Genomic DNA, 16678 nt, shown 5'->3' with positions numbered 1-16678 from the left:
ATTGTGACGGAGTGGCAGTTTTTTTAGAATATTCCTTTTTCTACAACTCTTCCTAAACGACCGTGTGTGGTTTCTGCGTGACGTATGGATTGATATACGGCTTCTTCAGTTGCTTCAATAACAGCTTGGAACAATTCATTCATTAGTGGGTGATCATCACGTAAGAGTGTATGTGAATCATACGGAATGTCTGACTCATGAGCAACCGTATTAGCATTAGAAAACGCGATGACAATATCGCCACTTCCATTATGTATATGTGTACCAGTTCTACCAAGGCCAATCGCAGCCCGTTTAGCAAGTCGTTTCAATTGCCGTGCATCAACAGGAGCGTCTGTAGCGACAACGATAATGACGGAACCATCTGGCTTGTCTATTTCATCTTTGTCCCAATTAGATATACGGCATTCATGTGCACGACCAAAGTTCGTAAGTGTAAGTACGCCAACATGGAAATTAAGTTCTTTATGTTGAGCCATTCGTGAAGAACTGCCTATACCTCCTTTTACTCCGTAACAAATCATGCCCTTACCCGCACCGATAGCTCCTTGCTCAAACCACCCAGACTTAGCAGCTACTAAAGCTTCTACTGCATGGTGTGGACGAACAGCTAAAAGACGCATTGAATTTAAATAGCTATCGTTGCATTCCCCGACAACAAGGTTGAGTGAGCTCGTTGAGTCACCGATAGCGGGATTTTGTTCCAACATATAGGACAGAGTTCCTTCTAAAACAGCTCCGACACTAAATGTGTTCGTAAGCATAATAGGTGATTCCATCAGTCCTAATTCTTCGAGTTGAATGAGACCAACCGTTTTCCCAAAGCCATTTAATACAAAACTTGCAGCGGGAACTTTTTGTGAAAAAGAATTTTTACTATGAGGCAAGATTGCTGTAACACCTGTGCAAATTGAATCCTTATCATTGATGTTTTGATGCAAGGTGACGTGTCCAATTTTCACACCTGGTACATCAGTAATTAAATTTAACGCGCCTTTTTTCAAGTTAATCATCTCCAAATGCAAAACTCAGACTGACCCATGAATGGACCAGTCTGAGTTTATTATTTAATTAATAAGACCGGTGAATGAACTCGTTTTGCTACTTTATGGCTAACACTGCCAAGCACCATTTCTTGCAGTGTGTTCAGACCACGGCTGCCAATGACCACAATATCATAATTTTCTTTGTTGGCATGTTCGACTATAACTGGTCCTGCTTCACCATGAAGTAATTTGATTTCAGTCGAAATTCCTTGAGATGTGAATAATTCTTTAATGGGTAAAATTTTGTTTTTGCGATCAATGTGTAGCTCTTCACTACTTATACTATGAATGACTTCAGTTCGTGTTTTATCGTAATCCAAAACATAGAGTAACGTGACGTGTGCACCTTCAGTGGAACTAGCTAAGAAAACAGCGTGAGTTGCTGCTCTCTTTGAGTGCGAAGAGCCATCTACAGCAACTAGAATTTTTTTATACAACACAATCCCCCCATAGTGAGTGATTCTTCCCTGCAATTCGTTACAATTCAATGCAAGTAAACAGCTTATGTACTTAAATATATATTCTCTAGAGTGGAAGTTAAATCCTTTATTTACACACATTCATAATAATTATTGATTAGCCGAAGCAGACACAAGATTGCGGAAAAGTCATTTTGTACAACCTGGAGAGTCACTTCGTCAACCTGGAAGACCCAAGCGTCAACCTGGACCTGATTTCTCAACCGTCTCGGCTATATAAATTGGAAAATCATCATGTGACTGTCCTTGCTTTTCAAAGTACTCGAGCATATACTTTATTTAATAATCAAATGAACGTTTGAATGAGGGGTTGATACAATGAATACTGAAACATGCGAAGTAGCATGCGTGCATGAAGAAGATGTGAAATATGTAAAACAAAACTTACCTGAATTAAAAGGCATGGCCGTTATATTCAAAGCGTTAGCAGATGAAACAAGATTAAAAATTTCATATGCATTAACGCTCCAAAGTGAATTATGTGTATGTGATGTGGCAGCGATTATTCAATCGTCCACAGCAACAGCTTCACATCATTTACGTTATTTAAAAGATATCGATTTGGCCAAGTCACAAAAAAGAGGCAAGCTTGTTTATTATCGACTAGCAGATGATCATGTTGATCAACTTGTGAAAATTGCATATGAACATGCGAAAGAAGGCGAAAAACATGAAAGAATCTAATCAACAAGAATTCCGATTAGAAAACTTAACATGTGCGAATTGCGCTATGAAATTCGAGAAAAACATTCAAGCCCTACCGAAGATCAGCGAAGTAAATGTTAATTTTGGGGCATCAAAATTACGTGTAGTTGGTCCAATTACTGTCGAAGAGTTAGAAAAAGCAGGAGCATTTGATGGCATTAAAGTCGTGCCATTGACTTCGAATCGAATCATTGAAAATACGCCTTTTTATAAAAGAAAAGAAAATATCATAACGTTCCTGTCATTTATTCTTTTAGTAGTAGGGACAATTATTTCTTTTCAAACGTCTGAGGCAGATCCATACGCGATATTCTTTTTTGCTTTATCCATAGGTATTGGCGGCTATGAAATGTTTTGGAGTGGTTTGAAAAATTTATCCCGTTTTTACTTCGATATGAAGACACTAATGACCATTGCGATTATTGGTGCTGCAATTATTGGAGAATGGCGTGAAGGGGCCGTGGTTGTCTTCTTATTCGCAGTCAGTGAAGCACTAGAGGCATATTCGATGACTAAAGCACGTCAATCCATTCGACAGCTAATGGATATTGCTCCTGCAAGTGCTTTTATTCGTAGAAATGATGAAATAATGGAACTAGCTACGGAAGATATCGTTATTGGCGATACACTTCTTGTAAAACCGGGTCAAAAAATAGCAATGGACGGCGAGGTATTGACTGGTTATTCTTCAGTCAATCAAGCTCCGATTACAGGAGAATCAATGCCTGTTGTCAAAATGCAAGGAGACGAAGTGTTTGCTGGTACATTAAATGAAGAAGGTGCCCTTGAAGTTCGTGTAACGAAACGAGTAGAAGATACCACGATTGCAAAAATCATTCATTTAGTAGAAGAAGCACAGGCGGAAAAAGCGCCATCTCAAAAATTTGTTGATCAATTTGCCAAGTATTACACACCGAGCATCATAATTATTGCTTTACTTGTAGCTGTAATTCCTCCTCTATTTATTGGCGATTGGCAAGCTTGGATTTATCAAGGGCTTGCGGTGTTAGTCGTAGGTTGTCCTTGTGCCCTTGTCGTTTCAACGCCGGTTGCTATTGTTACCGCAATTGGCAATGCAGCGAAGCAAGGGGTTCTTATCAAAGGGGGCATTCATTTAGAAGAAATGGGCCGCTTGCAGTCCATTGCTTTTGATAAAACTGGGACGTTAACTAAAGGTTTTCCAGAAGTAACTGACATATCAGCAGGAGCTACTTTTACAGAAAACGAAGTGATTCAAAAAGTAGCGTCAGTCGAATCGTATTCAGGACATCCATTAGCACGAGCGATTGTGGCGTATGCATCGGTTCAAAATATTGTCCAATCACCGATTGAAAATTTCAACTCGGTTACAGGCAAAGGTGTGAATGCCTCAGTTGATGGAATAGAAGTAGCGATAGGTAGTTTGAAATGGGCAGAAGAAATAACGACCATTTCAGACGATGTAAAGGAAAACGTAGAAATGCTCCAACAACAAGGGAAATCGGTTATGGTTGTTCTTTTTAATCATCAATATGCAGGACATTTAGCTGTTGCAGATGCAATAAGAGAAACAAGTCCGATGATTATTAAGAAATTACGAGAACTTGGGATTAAACATATGGTGATGCTAACTGGAGATCATCCGATTACAGCAGCAGCAATTGCACAAATGTTAAATTTAACTGATGTCAGAGCAGGATTAATGCCCGATGAAAAACTACACGCTGTGAAAAAATTACGTAGTGAGTTCGGACGTGTGGCAATGGTAGGGGACGGAATGAATGATGCTCCAGCCCTTGCTGCGGCGACGGTTGGTATCGCAATGGGGGGAGCGGGAACTGATGCAGCCCTTGAAACGGCAGATGTTGCTTTAATGGCTGACGACTTAGAAAAACTTCCATATACCATTCAATTGAGTAGAAAAGCATTGCGTATTATTAAAGAAAATATTATGTTTGCATTAGGTTTAAAAATAGTGGCGTTACTGCTGATCATTCCAGGATGGTTAACTCTTTGGATTGCGATATTTGCAGATATGGGTGCAACGTTACTCGTTGTTTTAAATTCAATGAGGTTAATGCGCATTCAAAAGTAACGCAGTTCGGGGGAGAAGCATGCGATTAACAGAATGGACAATGGAAGAGCAAGAACAACTGATACATTTTATGACTACGAATGCATGGCCTTTTCATGGGAATTCGAATCCAGCGAGAGAAATTATCGAAAAGACTATTGAAGAGGGCGGCTACGAGTCAGACGAAGTCAAAACTTTTTGGGTCGAAAATGATGATTATCAAAAAGTAGGAATCGTTAAAGTGTTTGATTTGCAAGATGAAATTCCTGTATTTGATTTACGCATAGCAGAAAGTTATCGAGGTCATGGATATGGTCCAGCTGCCCTAAAAAAAGTGGCGGAGTATGTATTTAATCTACCTGAAATGAAAATTCGTGTTGAAGGTCACACACGTCAAGATAACTTTGCGATGCGTAAAACTTTTGAACGTGCGGGATTTGTAAAAGAAGGACATTTGCGTAAAGCTTGGTTTTCCCCGAAAGAGAATTCTTATTACGATGCCATCACCTACGGCATTACGAGGGAAGATTTTAATGAAGGCACAACAACGCCTGTCTTATGGGATGATCAGCAGGTGACAGAACCGACGAAGGCAAAAGTTCATACCGCGATGCGGACGTTCCCTGATTCATTTGAATCGGACAGATTAATTATTCGGGCGCCAAAAGTGGAAGATGCACCACTCGTTTGGAAAAGTGTCCAAGTTTCCCATAAAGCCCTTCAACCTTGGATGCCATGGGCCCAAAACATACAAAAAATCGAAGACACAACAGGAAATATACGACAAGCTGTGGCTGATTTCGTGACAAGAAAAGATTTACGACTTCATTTGTTCTTGAAAGAAACAGGTGAGTTTATTGGGGCAAGTGGTTTTCATCGAATAAATTGGGATATTCCAAAAGTGGAAATTGGTTATTGGTTAGACAGCCGCTTTGAAGGTAAGGGCTATATGACAGAAGCCGCAGAGCGTTTAACGGAGTTTGCATTCGAAGATCTTGGTGCAAGAAGAGTAGAGATTCGTTGCGATATTGATAATGTCAGAAGTCGAGCTGTTGCAGAAAGATTAAAATTCACATTAGAAGGCATTCTAAAACAAGATTCACTTTCTGCAGATGGGAAATATGTTCGGGATACCTGTATTTATGCGAAAATAAAATAAAAAAGGGATGTCCGTATTATACGGACATCCCTTTTGTTAAAGTTTTCGTTTTCCTGTGACTAATTGTATAACTAAAATAATACCTGCAATCAATAAAAGTAAGTGAATTAGACCGCCGCCAATTTTAAGTACAAGTCCTAGTACCCAAATAATTATTAATACTACGATAATCATCCATAGCATTCTACCCATTCAAGCTCATCCTCTCTGCAATTAGGCTTTGATAGTAATAAGTTACCCTTGATATTTTAGTCATAAACCGTCTGAACATAATATTATGAAATAAATAAAATTTATCGTGCATAAGAGATAGAATTACATAAGCTGCTTAGGTCAGGCTCCTCATTTAATGGTGTCGAGGTAGATTGGCACTTTCAGCTTTTCGTTATTAATTGAGAACGGATAGCGACTATAGTACACTTATATAAGCTATGGAAAGAGAGGAACAGAGTAATGCCGACACCTAGTATGGAAGATCATATCGAACAAATCTATATGCTGATTGAGCAAAAAGGATATGCGCGTGTTTCGGATATTGCTGAATCTCTTTCAGTTCTTCCTTCTTCTGTAACAAAAATGGTTCAAAAACTCGACAAAGATGGCTACTTGATCTATGAACGCTACCGCGGCCTTATGTTAACTCCAAAAGGTTTGAAATTAGGTAAACGTTTAGTTCAACGACATGATTTGTTGGAACAGTTTTTACGTTTAATTGGCGTACAGGAAGACAAAATATATGAAGATGTAGAAGGAATCGAACACCACTTGAGCTGGAATTCAATTGACCGGATTGCTGACTTAAATCAAGCGTTGGAAGAGAATCCTGAGTTTCTTCGGAAATTAGAAGAACTTAAAGAACAGCAACAATCAGAATAGGTAAAAGTGAAAGGAGTGTCCACTATGAGCGAAATGGCATCTGGAGAAATTGTAGACTTGCAAGTAAAGTCACAAGAATCTTCTAAATGGATATTATCCAATGGTGAAATTGAAGTACCAATTAACGGATCTGAAGCACCTGAAGGAGTACAAGAAGGCGATACAATCAAAGTGTTTTTATTTAAAGATCGTCGCGGAAATTTAAGCGCAACTTCCGCATTGCCACATGTAATAAAAGGTACTTACGGTTGGGCGAGAGTGATTAAAATGGATGAGCGTGAAGGTGCGGTTGTCGATATCGGCAGTTCACGTGAAGTAATTGTGAAACCATCTGACTTGCCATTATTAAAAGAGCTATGGCCGAAAATCGGAGACCATTTATACATGACATTAAGAACCGATTTTCATGGAGATTTATTCGGTCGCCTGGCAACAGAAGACCGTGTTGCTGAAACATTCGTGGAAGCACCGACTTCTGTAATGAATGAAAACTTGAAGGCACGTGCATACCGCCTATTGCCAATCGGTTCATTCTTAATTAGTGTCCCTCAAGGATACCGGATATTTGTCCACCATACAGAACAAATGGCTGAACCGCGTATGGGTGAAGAAGTTGATATTCGTGTCATTGGGGTTAAAGAGGACGGCTCATTGAATGGTTCGATGCTGCCACGTAAAGAAGAAAGATTAATGGATGACGCCGAAACTTTATATCGTTACTTACAAGATATGGGTGGTAAAATGCCGTTTACAGATAAATCATCACCTGATGAAATTTATGACATGTTTAACTTAAGTAAAGCCTCATTCAAACGGGCATTAGGCAAGTTAATGAAAGAGAAAAAAATTGAGCAAAAAGATGGTTGGACGATAGTTAAATCCAACATTTAAAATGCAGAAAATGTGGTTAAGAGGTACAAAGAGAAAGGCGAGATTAATGCTCACCGAAACTTTTTGTACCTTTTTTTCGTACTAATAAGAGGAACAACTGCTAAAAAAATTAGTGACACCCGCTTTAATCGGAAAAAGTTATTTTGAGAGGAGAACAAGATATGAAAAAGAATAGTGTTCGTTTCGTTTCGTTCTTACTGGCAGCTTCATTGATCTTGCCTTCAGGTGCTTTAGCTAGCACTGGATCTTCGTCTTCAGATGAAGGAATTAATGAAAAATTTGGTATGCCTATTGTTGTATACGGAGCTGATTTAACAGAATCAGAAAAAGCAAGCGTTAAAGATAGTCTTGAAGTAACCAACGAATCGGAAGTTGAAGAAATCTCTGTGACAGGAGAAGATTTAGTAAACTATATTAAAGATGGTGACGCTTCTGCTCGAATGTTTTCATCTGCGAAGATTACACGTCAAGATGCTGGAAAAGGCTTAGTAATCGATATAGTTACTGAAGATAATATTACACAAGTAACAGCTGAAATGTACGAAAATGCTATGTTAACAGCTGGAATTGAAGACGCTACAGTAGAAGTCGCAGCTCCAAAAAAAGTAACAGGTCATTCAGCTTTAGTCGGAATTTACAAAGCATATGAAGTGAGTGGAGAAACGCTAGACAAAGAACGAACTGATGTGGCAAATGAAGAACTTTCAGTTGCAACTATATTAGCGAATAAATCAGACATTGACGAAGCAAAAGTAAGTGAGCTCTTAACCGAGATTAAAAAAGATATTGCAGAACAAAACCCAGCAACTAAAGAAGAAGTCGAAAAAATTGTACAAGAACAATTAACTAATTTAAAAATCGAGTTAAGCCCTGAAGATCGTCAATTATTAATTGATTTAATGGACAAAATTCGTCAATTGGATATTGATTTTAGTAAATGGTCTGATCAGTTAAATGACTTAAGTAAAACCATTGAAGATAAAATTGGAAATATCGTTGATGACGAAGGTTTTTGGCAAAGTGTTAAAAACTTTTTTAACAATTTAATTGATTCAATACGATCATTATTTAACTAAAACCTCCTCTCATGGAGGTTTTTTTCATAAAATCACATAAATTACGCAATGCTATTACAGATGATAATCTATAAGAAAAAACATCTCGAATTCGAGATATTATAATAAGGAGGCATTTCATGGAATTAGGAGGCATTCATCACGTATCCGCTATCACAGCGAATGCGGAAAAAAACTATGATTTCTTTACTCGTATATTAGGTATGAGACTCGTTAAAAAAAGCGTAAACCAAGATAATACTTCTTCGTATCATTTGTTTTATGCGGATGCAGTAGGTACGCCCGGAACGGATATGACGTATTTCGATATTCCGAGAGCGGCCAGGACTGTCGCAGGAGCATCGAGTATAAGTAATACAGCTTTTCGTGTGAAAAGTGAAGCTGCTTTGAGTTATTGGAAAGAACGCTTTACACAACATCAAGTTCATTTTGAAGATGTGGTTGAACGTTTTGGTAGAAAAACGATGTATTTTGAAGACTTTGAAGGATCTCGACTCATGTTAGTCGTTGATGATGGAGAAGGTGTTCCATACGGTACACCTTGGACAAAATCGGGTGTTCCAGAAGAATTTACAGTGGTTGGTTTAGGGCATGTCACGTTAACCGTTCGGAAGGCTGAACAAACGCAACTTGTTTTAACTGAAGTATTGGGGTTCAAAAAAGTTGGATCGTATCCTTCATTTGTAGTAGCAATGCCTGATATCACCGTATATTCTACAGGAGATGGAGGTCCCGCTTCTGAAGTGCATATTGAAGAACGACCTGATTTACCACTGGAACGACCAGGTAGAGGTAGTGTTCATCATGTTGCATTTCGTGTGAAGACGTTTGAGGACTATGACAGATGGGAAGAATTATTGCGTGCAAGAGGATTCATGACTTCTGGTAAAGTCGATCGCTATTACTTCAAATCAATTTATTTCCGCGAACCGAATGGAATATTGTATGAACTAGCGACGGATGAACCTGGATTTGCTACAGATGAGTCAATGGAAACGTTGGGTGAAACTCTCGCATTACCACCATTTTTAGAACCTCGTCGCGAACAAATAGAAGCTTCACTCCGTCCATTAACATTCAACGAGTGAGGTATGCTAAACTGTCAAAAAGGAGTGGTGAGAAATGGAATTTCAGTATAAAGAATTGGGTCAGGATGCGTATGCATTTGTGCATGAAAAAGATGGAAAAACTTTAGGGGAAATCACATGGACGTTGCTTGGGGATGTAATGGTAATGGATCACACATTCGTTATTCCAGAACTTCGAGGTACAGGGGTAGCCAAGCAGTTACTCGATCGTTCAGCAAAATTTGCTCGTGAGAACAGTTATAAAATGGAAGCCGTTTGTTCGTATGTGGTATCTGCATTTAATGAATCTGATGAATATGAAGACCTTAAAGCATAATTAAAAGGCAATCCGCTAATTAATCTTAGTGGATTGCCTTTCACGTGTAATTCGTCATATTCTTCATCCTCACATTTGAGTAAATACGAATAAAAATCCTGTTAGTACTGAAGCCCCTACCATTGTGTACATAAAATCTGATTGACTAAATACTATTTTCTTTTCCATCTCGTCATCTACTCCTTTCAAATTGGTGTTACTAAATATGTACCCCCACTATAAAAGATTAAACAGGTTTATTCATATTTTATGAAGGGAATGGTGATATTATGAAACCTACTTAGTTTTGTTTCGTATATATTATAGAAGAGATAAATAGAAGAGGTGATTGTATTGAGTAGAGTTGGAGAAGTTGCTTTAGGAATTATTGGTACCATATTAAATGTTATTTTATTAGTATTCGCTACGTTTGCTGTTGTAGCTGTATCAAATGCCGATACAGGAGAGGTAAAACAATTGATTGAAGAAGAAATGGTCATGACTGACCCTACAATGACTTCCGAAGATATCGCGATGGCTAAGGATTTCATAGGTGCGTTTTTAGATGTATTTGGAATCGTCGGATGGGTTCTAGTAATTACTTTACTAATCAGTGTGATTTTAAGTATTATTGCTGTAGTTAAAGTATCAAAAAACAAGAGTCCGAAAACAGCGGGGATATTATTCATCTTTGCAGGCTTATTATCGGGAATATTATTACTCGCTCCAATTTTATTCTATATTGCAGCTATTTTGTGTTTCGTTCGCAAAACACCAGTGCATGATGAACAAGATCCATATTACAACAATGAAGTGCACCAACCGCAGCAACCTTTATAAAAAAATGCCTGTTAACAAGTTAATTGTTAACAGGCGTTTTTAGAAAGTATACATATTTTGCTGTAGATAGAGGGTGACCTTCAAAAAATTCATCGAATTCTTCCATACATGTGAAATTATTGCGTTCATAAAAAGCTCTACCTTTTTTATTTTCACTTTCGACGTAAACTAGTAATTGATTTGCAGAGGAAATGTTTTTTAATCCTGCACTTAACAACTTTTTCCCATATCCTAAATGTTGATGGGAAGGCAACATGTAAATAGCCGTAAGTTCCGCATCGCCATCTTCATCGACACGTGTGAAATTGGCAAAGCCAACAATAGTATCTTCATGAAGAGCGACATAAACAGCTGTTTTTTCTAAACGTTTCATCATCATGGCACTTGAATAAGATCGTTCGATAAATAATTCTTGAATAGTAGCTGGAATGATTCCTTCGTATGTGTCATTCCAAGTAATTTTGGCGATTTGCTGTACCGCAGCAATATCGTCTTGTTTCATCGCTCGTATCAAATCATCTCACCTCAAAATTCTTTCAGTCATCATACCAAATATTTCGCAAGTTTGCTATACATGTGAAATAATTTCCATAAAAAGGAGTGAGAAAATGTGGATTATCAAATCTTTTAATGAATTAACAACCATCGAACTTTATACTTACTTACAACTACGAGTAAATGTTTTTATAGTCGAACAATCTTGTCCTTATCCTGAGCTAGATGGCTATGACTTAGATTCTTACCATCTAACCTATATCGAAAATGATGAAGTCCTAGCTTACGCACGAATCCTTCCTGCTGGTATAAAATATCAACGAACATCTATTGGTCGAGTAATCGTTGACCAAAAATCAAGAGGAAGAGGACTAGCTAAAGAATTAATGAATCAAGCAATTGATCTTATCCGAGAAAAATGGCCAAATACTGATATTCAACTACAAGCCCAAACACATCTCAAGCATTTTTATGGTTCATTTGGTTTTATAGAGATTTCTGAAGAATATGATGAAGACGGGATTCCGCATGTGGACATGCTAAAAAGAAGTCACTAATTTGAAACCGTTTTGTCACAATAATAAGGTGTTGAAAAAGAATATGTAGGGTATCGATACTATAACAAGAGAAAAAAGAATTACTGGAGGAATGATGAAAATGGCAAAAGGAAATAATCGTTCATTGTTATTAGCTGGATTGGCAGCAGGTGCTTATGCGTATTTCAGTAAACAAGAAAATCGCGACAAAGCAATAGTAGCTTTCAATAACACGAAAACTAAAGTTAATTCTTACCTCGAATCACAAAAAAACAATAAAATGGAAATGACCAAAGCTGGTCATTCGGATCCACATGATATTGATGACAACACTATGGTAGATGAAGGCGCAATGACCAGTGTTCAGTACTATAACCAAGAAGTTCAAGATAAATCGAAAAAAGCGGTAAATAATGATGTCGATGAAAACTCGATGATTAAGAATTAGAAAAAAGAAGGCTACGCTCCAAGCGATCGTAGCCTTCTTTATTAGATGAAAAGTATAGGAAGATGGTTTAATAAACTTAATATATGGTAGGAAACTAAAGAAGTTGAATTAAAAACCTAAGGAACGTCTAAAATAACTAGCATAACGTTGACTGACCGGAATCCTTGTTCCATCATTCATTTCCAGTAAGAAGGTTGAATGCGAGTCAGGTTGTATTTCTTTGATAAAAGCAATATTTACTATGTACGATCGATGACAGCGAATAAAGGATTCTGATGAGAGAAACAATTCTAATTCACTTAAGTTTAAGCGATGATACCCTCCTCTTGTCTCGGTTTTTACATAGGTCTTACGAAGCTGAGTTTCTAAAAATAAAACTTGATTATGTTTTACTGGATACCAGTTTTCATCCGTTTTTATGGTCATATATTGACTTAAAAATGGAGAGGGCTGTTGATGGAGAATGGCCGTAACTGCACCTTCTGTTATACCTTCTTTAATAATGGGGATACTCATTCCATAATAAGAAACACCTAAAATATCAGAGTCAATAAATTCGTTCACTTTTTGACCATAAGTAAGCGCTTTATAAGTGGCAGTGCCTTCTTTTATTGGATCACCTGGTTGTATTTTTAAATCTATTCTCTTACTGGCTTGATAATATACGTATTCATTGGTGTTCGAAATAGCAATAGAAGCATGTTCAGGGAAGAAATCATGAATGACTTTCATGATTTCTTGTATTGAATTTGTGTCCAAATTATTCACCTCACTTTAATAAATAATCTCTTTTTTCTAATGTTACCATATATAACACACAATCATCGGAGGCATTTTAATTGAAAAAAGCCATGTTGATATTAAATCCATCATCAGGTAAGGAATTAGCAGGAGACTTTAAAGAACAGACCATTGAAACTTTAACTAGTATGGGATTTGAAGTGGAAGTCAAAGAGACTCAAGGTGAAAGAGATGCGACGGACTTTGCTCGGCTAGCATGCGCAGAAAAATACGACCTTGTTACGGCTATGGGTGGAGATGGGACTATAAACGAAGCAGTGAATGGGTTAGCGGAACAAGAACACAGACCTCTTTTCTCTTTTATCCCTTTAGGTACTGTAAATGATTTTGCTCGTGCCCTTGGCATCCCATTAGATCCTGCAAGGGCAATCGAAGGACTAAAAACAGCAAAACCGAGGTTTACAGATATTGCAAAAGCACAAAATCAATACTTTATGAATGTTTTAGCTGTTGGTCAAGTAGCAGAAAGTGTTTCGAATGTCTCTGTAGAACAAAAAACTAAACTTGGACCATTAGCATATTTAATCGAAGGTGTTAAAGCATTAACTTCTGAAGATGAAACAGAAGTAGTTGTAGAGCATGATAATGGCACTTGGAGTGGAAATGCGGTTGTCGTATTAGTGGCATTAACAAACTCGGTAGGTGGATTCGGAAAATTGGCTCCAGATGCACAAACTGATGACGGATTTCTTCATGTATTTATTGTGAAAAGTAAAGGACTACCTGCCTTTATTCGGATGGCATCAGCTGTTTTACGAGGCAAAATTGAAGAGAATCCTGACGTAGTCGTGATTAAAACAGAAAAAGTACGAATTGAAACATCGAAGGAAATGACTTGTAATTTAGATGGAGATGAAGGATGTTCTACTCCAATTGCAGTTCAAATATTGAAAAAGCATATTGAGGTACTAGTACCAATCGGTAAAACGAACTAATTATTGTATCTTTTATAAAGTCAACCAATAAACGAATAAAATTGTAATTAATTAGTCTTTTTTTTAAGAACTAATACCCATAAAAAGCAAGGGAAAATGTTAAATCTAAAGTTTATGTAACTATATGCATATAATAGGATTTATTTTTAATGAGAAAATGGTAAAATACGCATATGCGTATCGTAAAGAAAGATGGTGAGTTTTATGCAGTTAAATCAACCCACAGGAAGCGAAACTATATCAAAAAAATATTTGAGTGAAATTGAAATAGCTTCCCAGTTGGATGGCGTAGAAGATTTCTTTGAGTTGGAATCAAAACTTTTGTATGAAATTCACCATTTAGAGATAGAAAAAGCAAAAAACACTTTGCGTCTTCTCATCGATCGAATTTCTTTAAGGGCAGGTAAACAAACCATTCGGGGAGTAAAACATTACTTTGCCGTATTGTCATCGATTATGGCGCGACAGTTATATGAAAATCAAGTGCCTGCCAAAAAAGCATTTGCTTTTAATTCTGCATGTATTGGAATGGTTGATTTTCATATGAATGACGCTCAGTTCCTACAATTCGCGGATGATTTAATTGATTTTTTTGTATCAGTTATTTCAGAAAGAAAACAGCCTACTTTTAATCATCAAACTGTCAACAAGGTAATATTATTTATTAACGATGAAGTTGAATCAGAACTATCCGTTGAAGACATTGCGAAACAGTTTAATGTTAGTACAAGCCACTTATCCCGTATCTTCCGTGAAAATGTAGGTATTACTCTTGTAGAGTATTTAAATGTAAGACGTGTGGAAGAGTCGCAATATTATTTAAGGCATACAAATAAAACGATTTCGGATATCTCACAACAATATCACTTCTGCAATCAGAGCTACTTTACTCGTATATTTAAAAAGTACACAGAAGTGACACCAAAACAATTCCGTGATCAAAAGGACTATGATTACTATAGATTTACCTTACCAACCTCAATTTAAAAGTGTCGTAAGTTAAGACTCTTTTTGCTATTAATTTGAAATATGGTAGGTAAATAAGGTATACTTTTCAGTAGCTTAAAAGATGAAGGTGAAACTAGTGAAGAAGAAAATCGGATTACTGTCAATGCTTGTTATGGTTACTATGTTATTAAGTGGTTGTGCTGGTGTAGAAAATAAAGAAGGGTACTTTTACAGTATTTTTGTAAAACCTTTCGAATACCTACTTAACTTTTTTGGAGATATGTTCAACGGAAGTTTCGGTTTAGCGATAATTGCTATTACGATTTTGATTAGACTTATTTTAATGCCATTAATGCTTCGTAACTACAAGAACCAACAAGGCATGAAAGTCAAAATGGATGCAATGAAGCCTGAAATGGATGAAATCCAAAAGAAAATAAAAGCAACTAAAGATAAAGCAGAGCAAACACAGTTGCAGCAAGAAATGATGGGGTTGTATCGCAAACATAATGTAAATCCATTAAACATGGGTTGTTTGCCAATGGTCATTCAAATGCCAATCATCATGGGTCTTTATTTCTCCATTCTTTATTCTACAGATGTGAAGAATCATGAGTTTTTATGGTTTAGTCTTGGATCACCAGATGTAATAATGACGTTGATTGCAGGTGCAGTCTACTTCTTACAAGCAAAAGTATCATTATGGACCGTACCCGAGCAACAAAAACAACAAATGAAAATGTTTGTGTATATTTCACCTATTATGATTATGTTTGTATCCTTTACGTCTATGTCAGCCTTACCGCTATATTGGACAGTTGGTGGTTTACTGCTAATCTTCCAAACATATTTAGGACGTAAGTTTTATTCAAACCATCCAGAGAAAGCAATAGAAGAATAATAAGTTAAAGTCGGTGCCTGAAAGCATCGACTTTTTTTTAGGAGTGAATAACTGCTATGAAACGAAATTGGCTTGCTGGACTACTACTATCAGCAGTAAGCATCGCTGCGTTGGTCTTTATTATTAAAGAGAATTTATATGTATCAGTTTTGTTTATGACTGCATTATTTGCTTTGACTAATGGCTTTAGAGCTTTGAGTTTTAAAGAAAAAGGTTTTGAGCGCGAGGCAAAATGGATGACCGGCATGGCTATTTTCTTTGCAGTTGCGTTTGTCATCATATTAGGAATAATTTTGTTTTAATGTATAAAAAATTCATTTTAAGCCATCATACTAATGAGAAATCATTTGTATGGAGGTTTTTTTTATGAAAAAATGGATGATTGTATGCAGTGCCTTACTATTAACAGTCACAGTAACAGGGTGCAGTCAACAAAAAGAAATGATGCCTGTAAGTGGGACGATTGACCATACGTTGGTAACGAATGTGGTGGATTCTAAAGGGACTGGTATTGGGTCAGCGGAATTAACAGAAACATCTGCTGGTGTCAGAGTTCGGTTACAACTAAAAGGATTAGAGCCTGGAGAAAAAGCCATTCATTTTCATGAGGTAGGAAAGTGTGACCCACCAGATTTTACAACATCAGGTAGCCATGTGAACCCTGCAAAAAAACAACACGGCTTTGATAATCCGAAAGGCTATCATGCAGGGGATCTTCCGAACTTGAAAGTAAATAAAAATGGCATAGTGGATTTAGAGATTACTACTCCAAATGTGACGCTTGAAAAAGGAAAATCGAATTCCCTGCTTGATGAAGATGGCAGTACAATGATTATTCATGAGAAAAAAGATGATTATGTTACGGACCCTTCAGGCAATTCTGGAAATCGAATTGCATGCGGAATTATAAAATAAAACGCACGTAACCATTAACGGTTACGTGCGTTTTTCTGTTTATTTTCTTTTTTATTTTCTTCTTTATGATTTTCTAATAGCTCATCTAATTGTTGCATTAATAGGAGCACGTCAAATTTTGAGATTCTTCGCATGATAGTAATTACACTCCTGTCATGATTTCTTACTATACTATTCGAGGCAAATTAGTA

Annotated in this window: 21 protein-coding genes; 16 read left to right on the top strand and 5 right to left on the bottom strand. The window is 37.0% G+C overall.

Translation table 11 applies throughout. The features are described from left to right. Positions 1–23: 23 nt before the first annotated feature. The gene (locus tag C8K15_RS06070; protein WP_108585531.1) at positions 24–1004 is read right to left on the bottom strand and encodes a DmpA family aminopeptidase; all 981 of its coding nucleotides are present in this window, start codon (positions 1002–1004) and stop codon (positions 24–26) included. A gap of 59 nt (positions 1005–1063) precedes the next feature. Beyond that, complete coding sequence (locus tag C8K15_RS06065; protein ID WP_108585530.1) at positions 1064–1483, bottom strand: universal stress protein; 420 nt, start codon at positions 1481–1483, stop codon at positions 1064–1066. A gap of 360 nt (positions 1484–1843) precedes the next feature. Between C8K15_RS06065 and C8K15_RS06060 the strand changes: the two genes are divergently transcribed. Genes C8K15_RS06060 through C8K15_RS06050 form a run of 3 tightly spaced genes read left to right on the top strand, consistent with a single transcriptional unit; the run spans position 1844 to position 5442 of the window. Further along, positions 1844–2209, top strand: coding sequence for an ArsR/SmtB family transcription factor (locus C8K15_RS06060; RefSeq protein ID WP_108585529.1), 366 nt, complete (start codon positions 1844–1846; stop codon positions 2207–2209). Beyond that, entirely contained in the window at positions 2196–4304 is a 2109-nt protein-coding gene (locus tag C8K15_RS06055; protein WP_108585528.1) for a heavy metal translocating P-type ATPase, read from the top strand. The genes C8K15_RS06060 and C8K15_RS06055 overlap by 14 nt, the downstream gene beginning before the upstream one ends. A 19-nt stretch (positions 4305–4323) precedes the next feature. Next, positions 4324–5442 carry a GNAT family N-acetyltransferase gene (locus C8K15_RS06050; RefSeq protein ID WP_108585527.1) on the top strand — a complete coding sequence of 373 codons (1119 nt, stop codon included), beginning with the start codon at positions 4324–4326 and terminating at the stop codon, positions 5440–5442. A 36-nt stretch (positions 5443–5478) separates the two neighbouring features. Here C8K15_RS06050 and C8K15_RS06045 read toward each other — a convergent pair whose 3' ends face one another. After that, positions 5479–5634, bottom strand: a complete 156-nt coding sequence (locus tag C8K15_RS06045; RefSeq protein ID WP_108585526.1) for a lmo0937 family membrane protein — start codon at positions 5632–5634, stop codon at positions 5479–5481. 261 nt (positions 5635–5895) lie between these two features. Between C8K15_RS06045 and mntR the strand changes: the two genes are divergently transcribed. The 6 genes from mntR to C8K15_RS06015 all read left to right on the top strand — a co-directional run bounded on the left by mntR (position 5896) and on the right by C8K15_RS06015 (position 10508). After that, positions 5896–6318, top strand: a complete 423-nt coding sequence (mntR, locus tag C8K15_RS06040) for a transcriptional regulator MntR (RefSeq protein WP_024536757.1) — start codon at positions 5896–5898, stop codon at positions 6316–6318. A gap of 24 nt (positions 6319–6342) precedes the next feature. Then, positions 6343–7209, top strand: a complete 867-nt coding sequence (locus tag C8K15_RS06035) for a CvfB family protein (protein WP_108585525.1) — start codon at positions 6343–6345, stop codon at positions 7207–7209. Between the two features lie 161 nt (positions 7210–7370). Beyond that, a complete protein-coding gene (locus tag C8K15_RS06030) occupies positions 7371–8285 on the top strand; it encodes a DUF1002 domain-containing protein (protein ID WP_108585524.1) in 915 nt (304 codons plus the stop codon). A 119-nt stretch (positions 8286–8404) separates the two neighbouring features. Continuing rightward, positions 8405–9373 carry a ring-cleaving dioxygenase gene (locus C8K15_RS06025; protein WP_108585523.1) on the top strand — a complete coding sequence of 323 codons (969 nt, stop codon included), beginning with the start codon at positions 8405–8407 and terminating at the stop codon, positions 9371–9373. A 34-nt stretch (positions 9374–9407) separates the two neighbouring features. Beyond that, positions 9408–9689: a GNAT family N-acetyltransferase gene (locus tag C8K15_RS06020; protein ID WP_108585522.1), complete on the top strand. Its 282-nt coding sequence runs from the start codon at positions 9408–9410 to the stop codon at positions 9687–9689. Positions 9690–10022: 333 nt separating this feature from the next. Continuing rightward, the gene (locus C8K15_RS06015; protein WP_108585521.1) at positions 10023–10508 is read left to right on the top strand and encodes a DUF4064 domain-containing protein; all 486 of its coding nucleotides are present in this window, start codon (positions 10023–10025) and stop codon (positions 10506–10508) included. Positions 10509–10527: 19 nt separating this feature from the next. Here C8K15_RS06015 and C8K15_RS06010 read toward each other — a convergent pair whose 3' ends face one another. Continuing rightward, on the bottom strand, positions 10528–11022 hold the full coding sequence (locus C8K15_RS06010) for a GNAT family N-acetyltransferase (protein WP_108585520.1): 495 nt from the start codon (positions 11020–11022) through the stop codon (positions 10528–10530). Between the two features lie 94 nt (positions 11023–11116). Here C8K15_RS06010 and C8K15_RS06005 point away from each other — a divergent pair, with 94 nt between their 5' ends. Continuing rightward, on the top strand, positions 11117–11560 hold the full coding sequence (locus tag C8K15_RS06005; RefSeq protein WP_108585519.1) for a GNAT family N-acetyltransferase: 444 nt from the start codon (positions 11117–11119) through the stop codon (positions 11558–11560). 100 nt (positions 11561–11660) lie between these two features. Then, on the top strand, positions 11661–11987 hold the full coding sequence (locus tag C8K15_RS06000) for a hypothetical protein (RefSeq protein WP_108585518.1): 327 nt from the start codon (positions 11661–11663) through the stop codon (positions 11985–11987). 108 nt (positions 11988–12095) lie between these two features. Here C8K15_RS06000 and C8K15_RS05995 read toward each other — a convergent pair whose 3' ends face one another. Then, a complete protein-coding gene (locus C8K15_RS05995; protein ID WP_108585517.1) occupies positions 12096–12746 on the bottom strand; it encodes a LytTR family DNA-binding domain-containing protein in 651 nt (216 codons plus the stop codon). An 80-nt stretch (positions 12747–12826) separates the two neighbouring features. Here C8K15_RS05995 and C8K15_RS05990 point away from each other — a divergent pair, with 80 nt between their 5' ends. From C8K15_RS05990 to C8K15_RS05970, 5 genes are all read left to right on the top strand, one after another. Next, the gene (locus C8K15_RS05990; RefSeq protein ID WP_108585516.1) at positions 12827–13723 is read left to right on the top strand and encodes a diacylglycerol/lipid kinase family protein; all 897 of its coding nucleotides are present in this window, start codon (positions 12827–12829) and stop codon (positions 13721–13723) included. A gap of 204 nt (positions 13724–13927) precedes the next feature. Next, positions 13928–14710 (top strand): AraC family transcriptional regulator, encoded by a 783-nt coding sequence (locus C8K15_RS05985; protein ID WP_108585515.1) that lies wholly within the window; start codon positions 13928–13930, stop codon positions 14708–14710. Positions 14711–14792: 82 nt separating this feature from the next. Further along, positions 14793–15572: a membrane protein insertase YidC gene (yidC, locus tag C8K15_RS05980; RefSeq protein ID WP_369973711.1), complete on the top strand. Its 780-nt coding sequence runs from the start codon at positions 14793–14795 to the stop codon at positions 15570–15572. Positions 15573–15628: 56 nt separating this feature from the next. Further along, positions 15629–15874: a hypothetical protein gene (locus C8K15_RS05975; protein WP_108585513.1), complete on the top strand. Its 246-nt coding sequence runs from the start codon at positions 15629–15631 to the stop codon at positions 15872–15874. Between the two features lie 64 nt (positions 15875–15938). Continuing rightward, entirely contained in the window at positions 15939–16487 is a 549-nt protein-coding gene (locus C8K15_RS05970; protein WP_108585512.1) for a superoxide dismutase family protein, read from the top strand. The last annotated feature ends 191 nt before the right edge of the window (positions 16488–16678 follow it).

Source organism: Paenisporosarcina sp. OV554, from assembly GCF_003058165.1.
GTDB lineage: Bacteria > Bacillota > Bacilli > Bacillales_A > Planococcaceae > Paenisporosarcina.
This window is presented reverse-complemented; position numbering and strand designations above follow the sequence as displayed.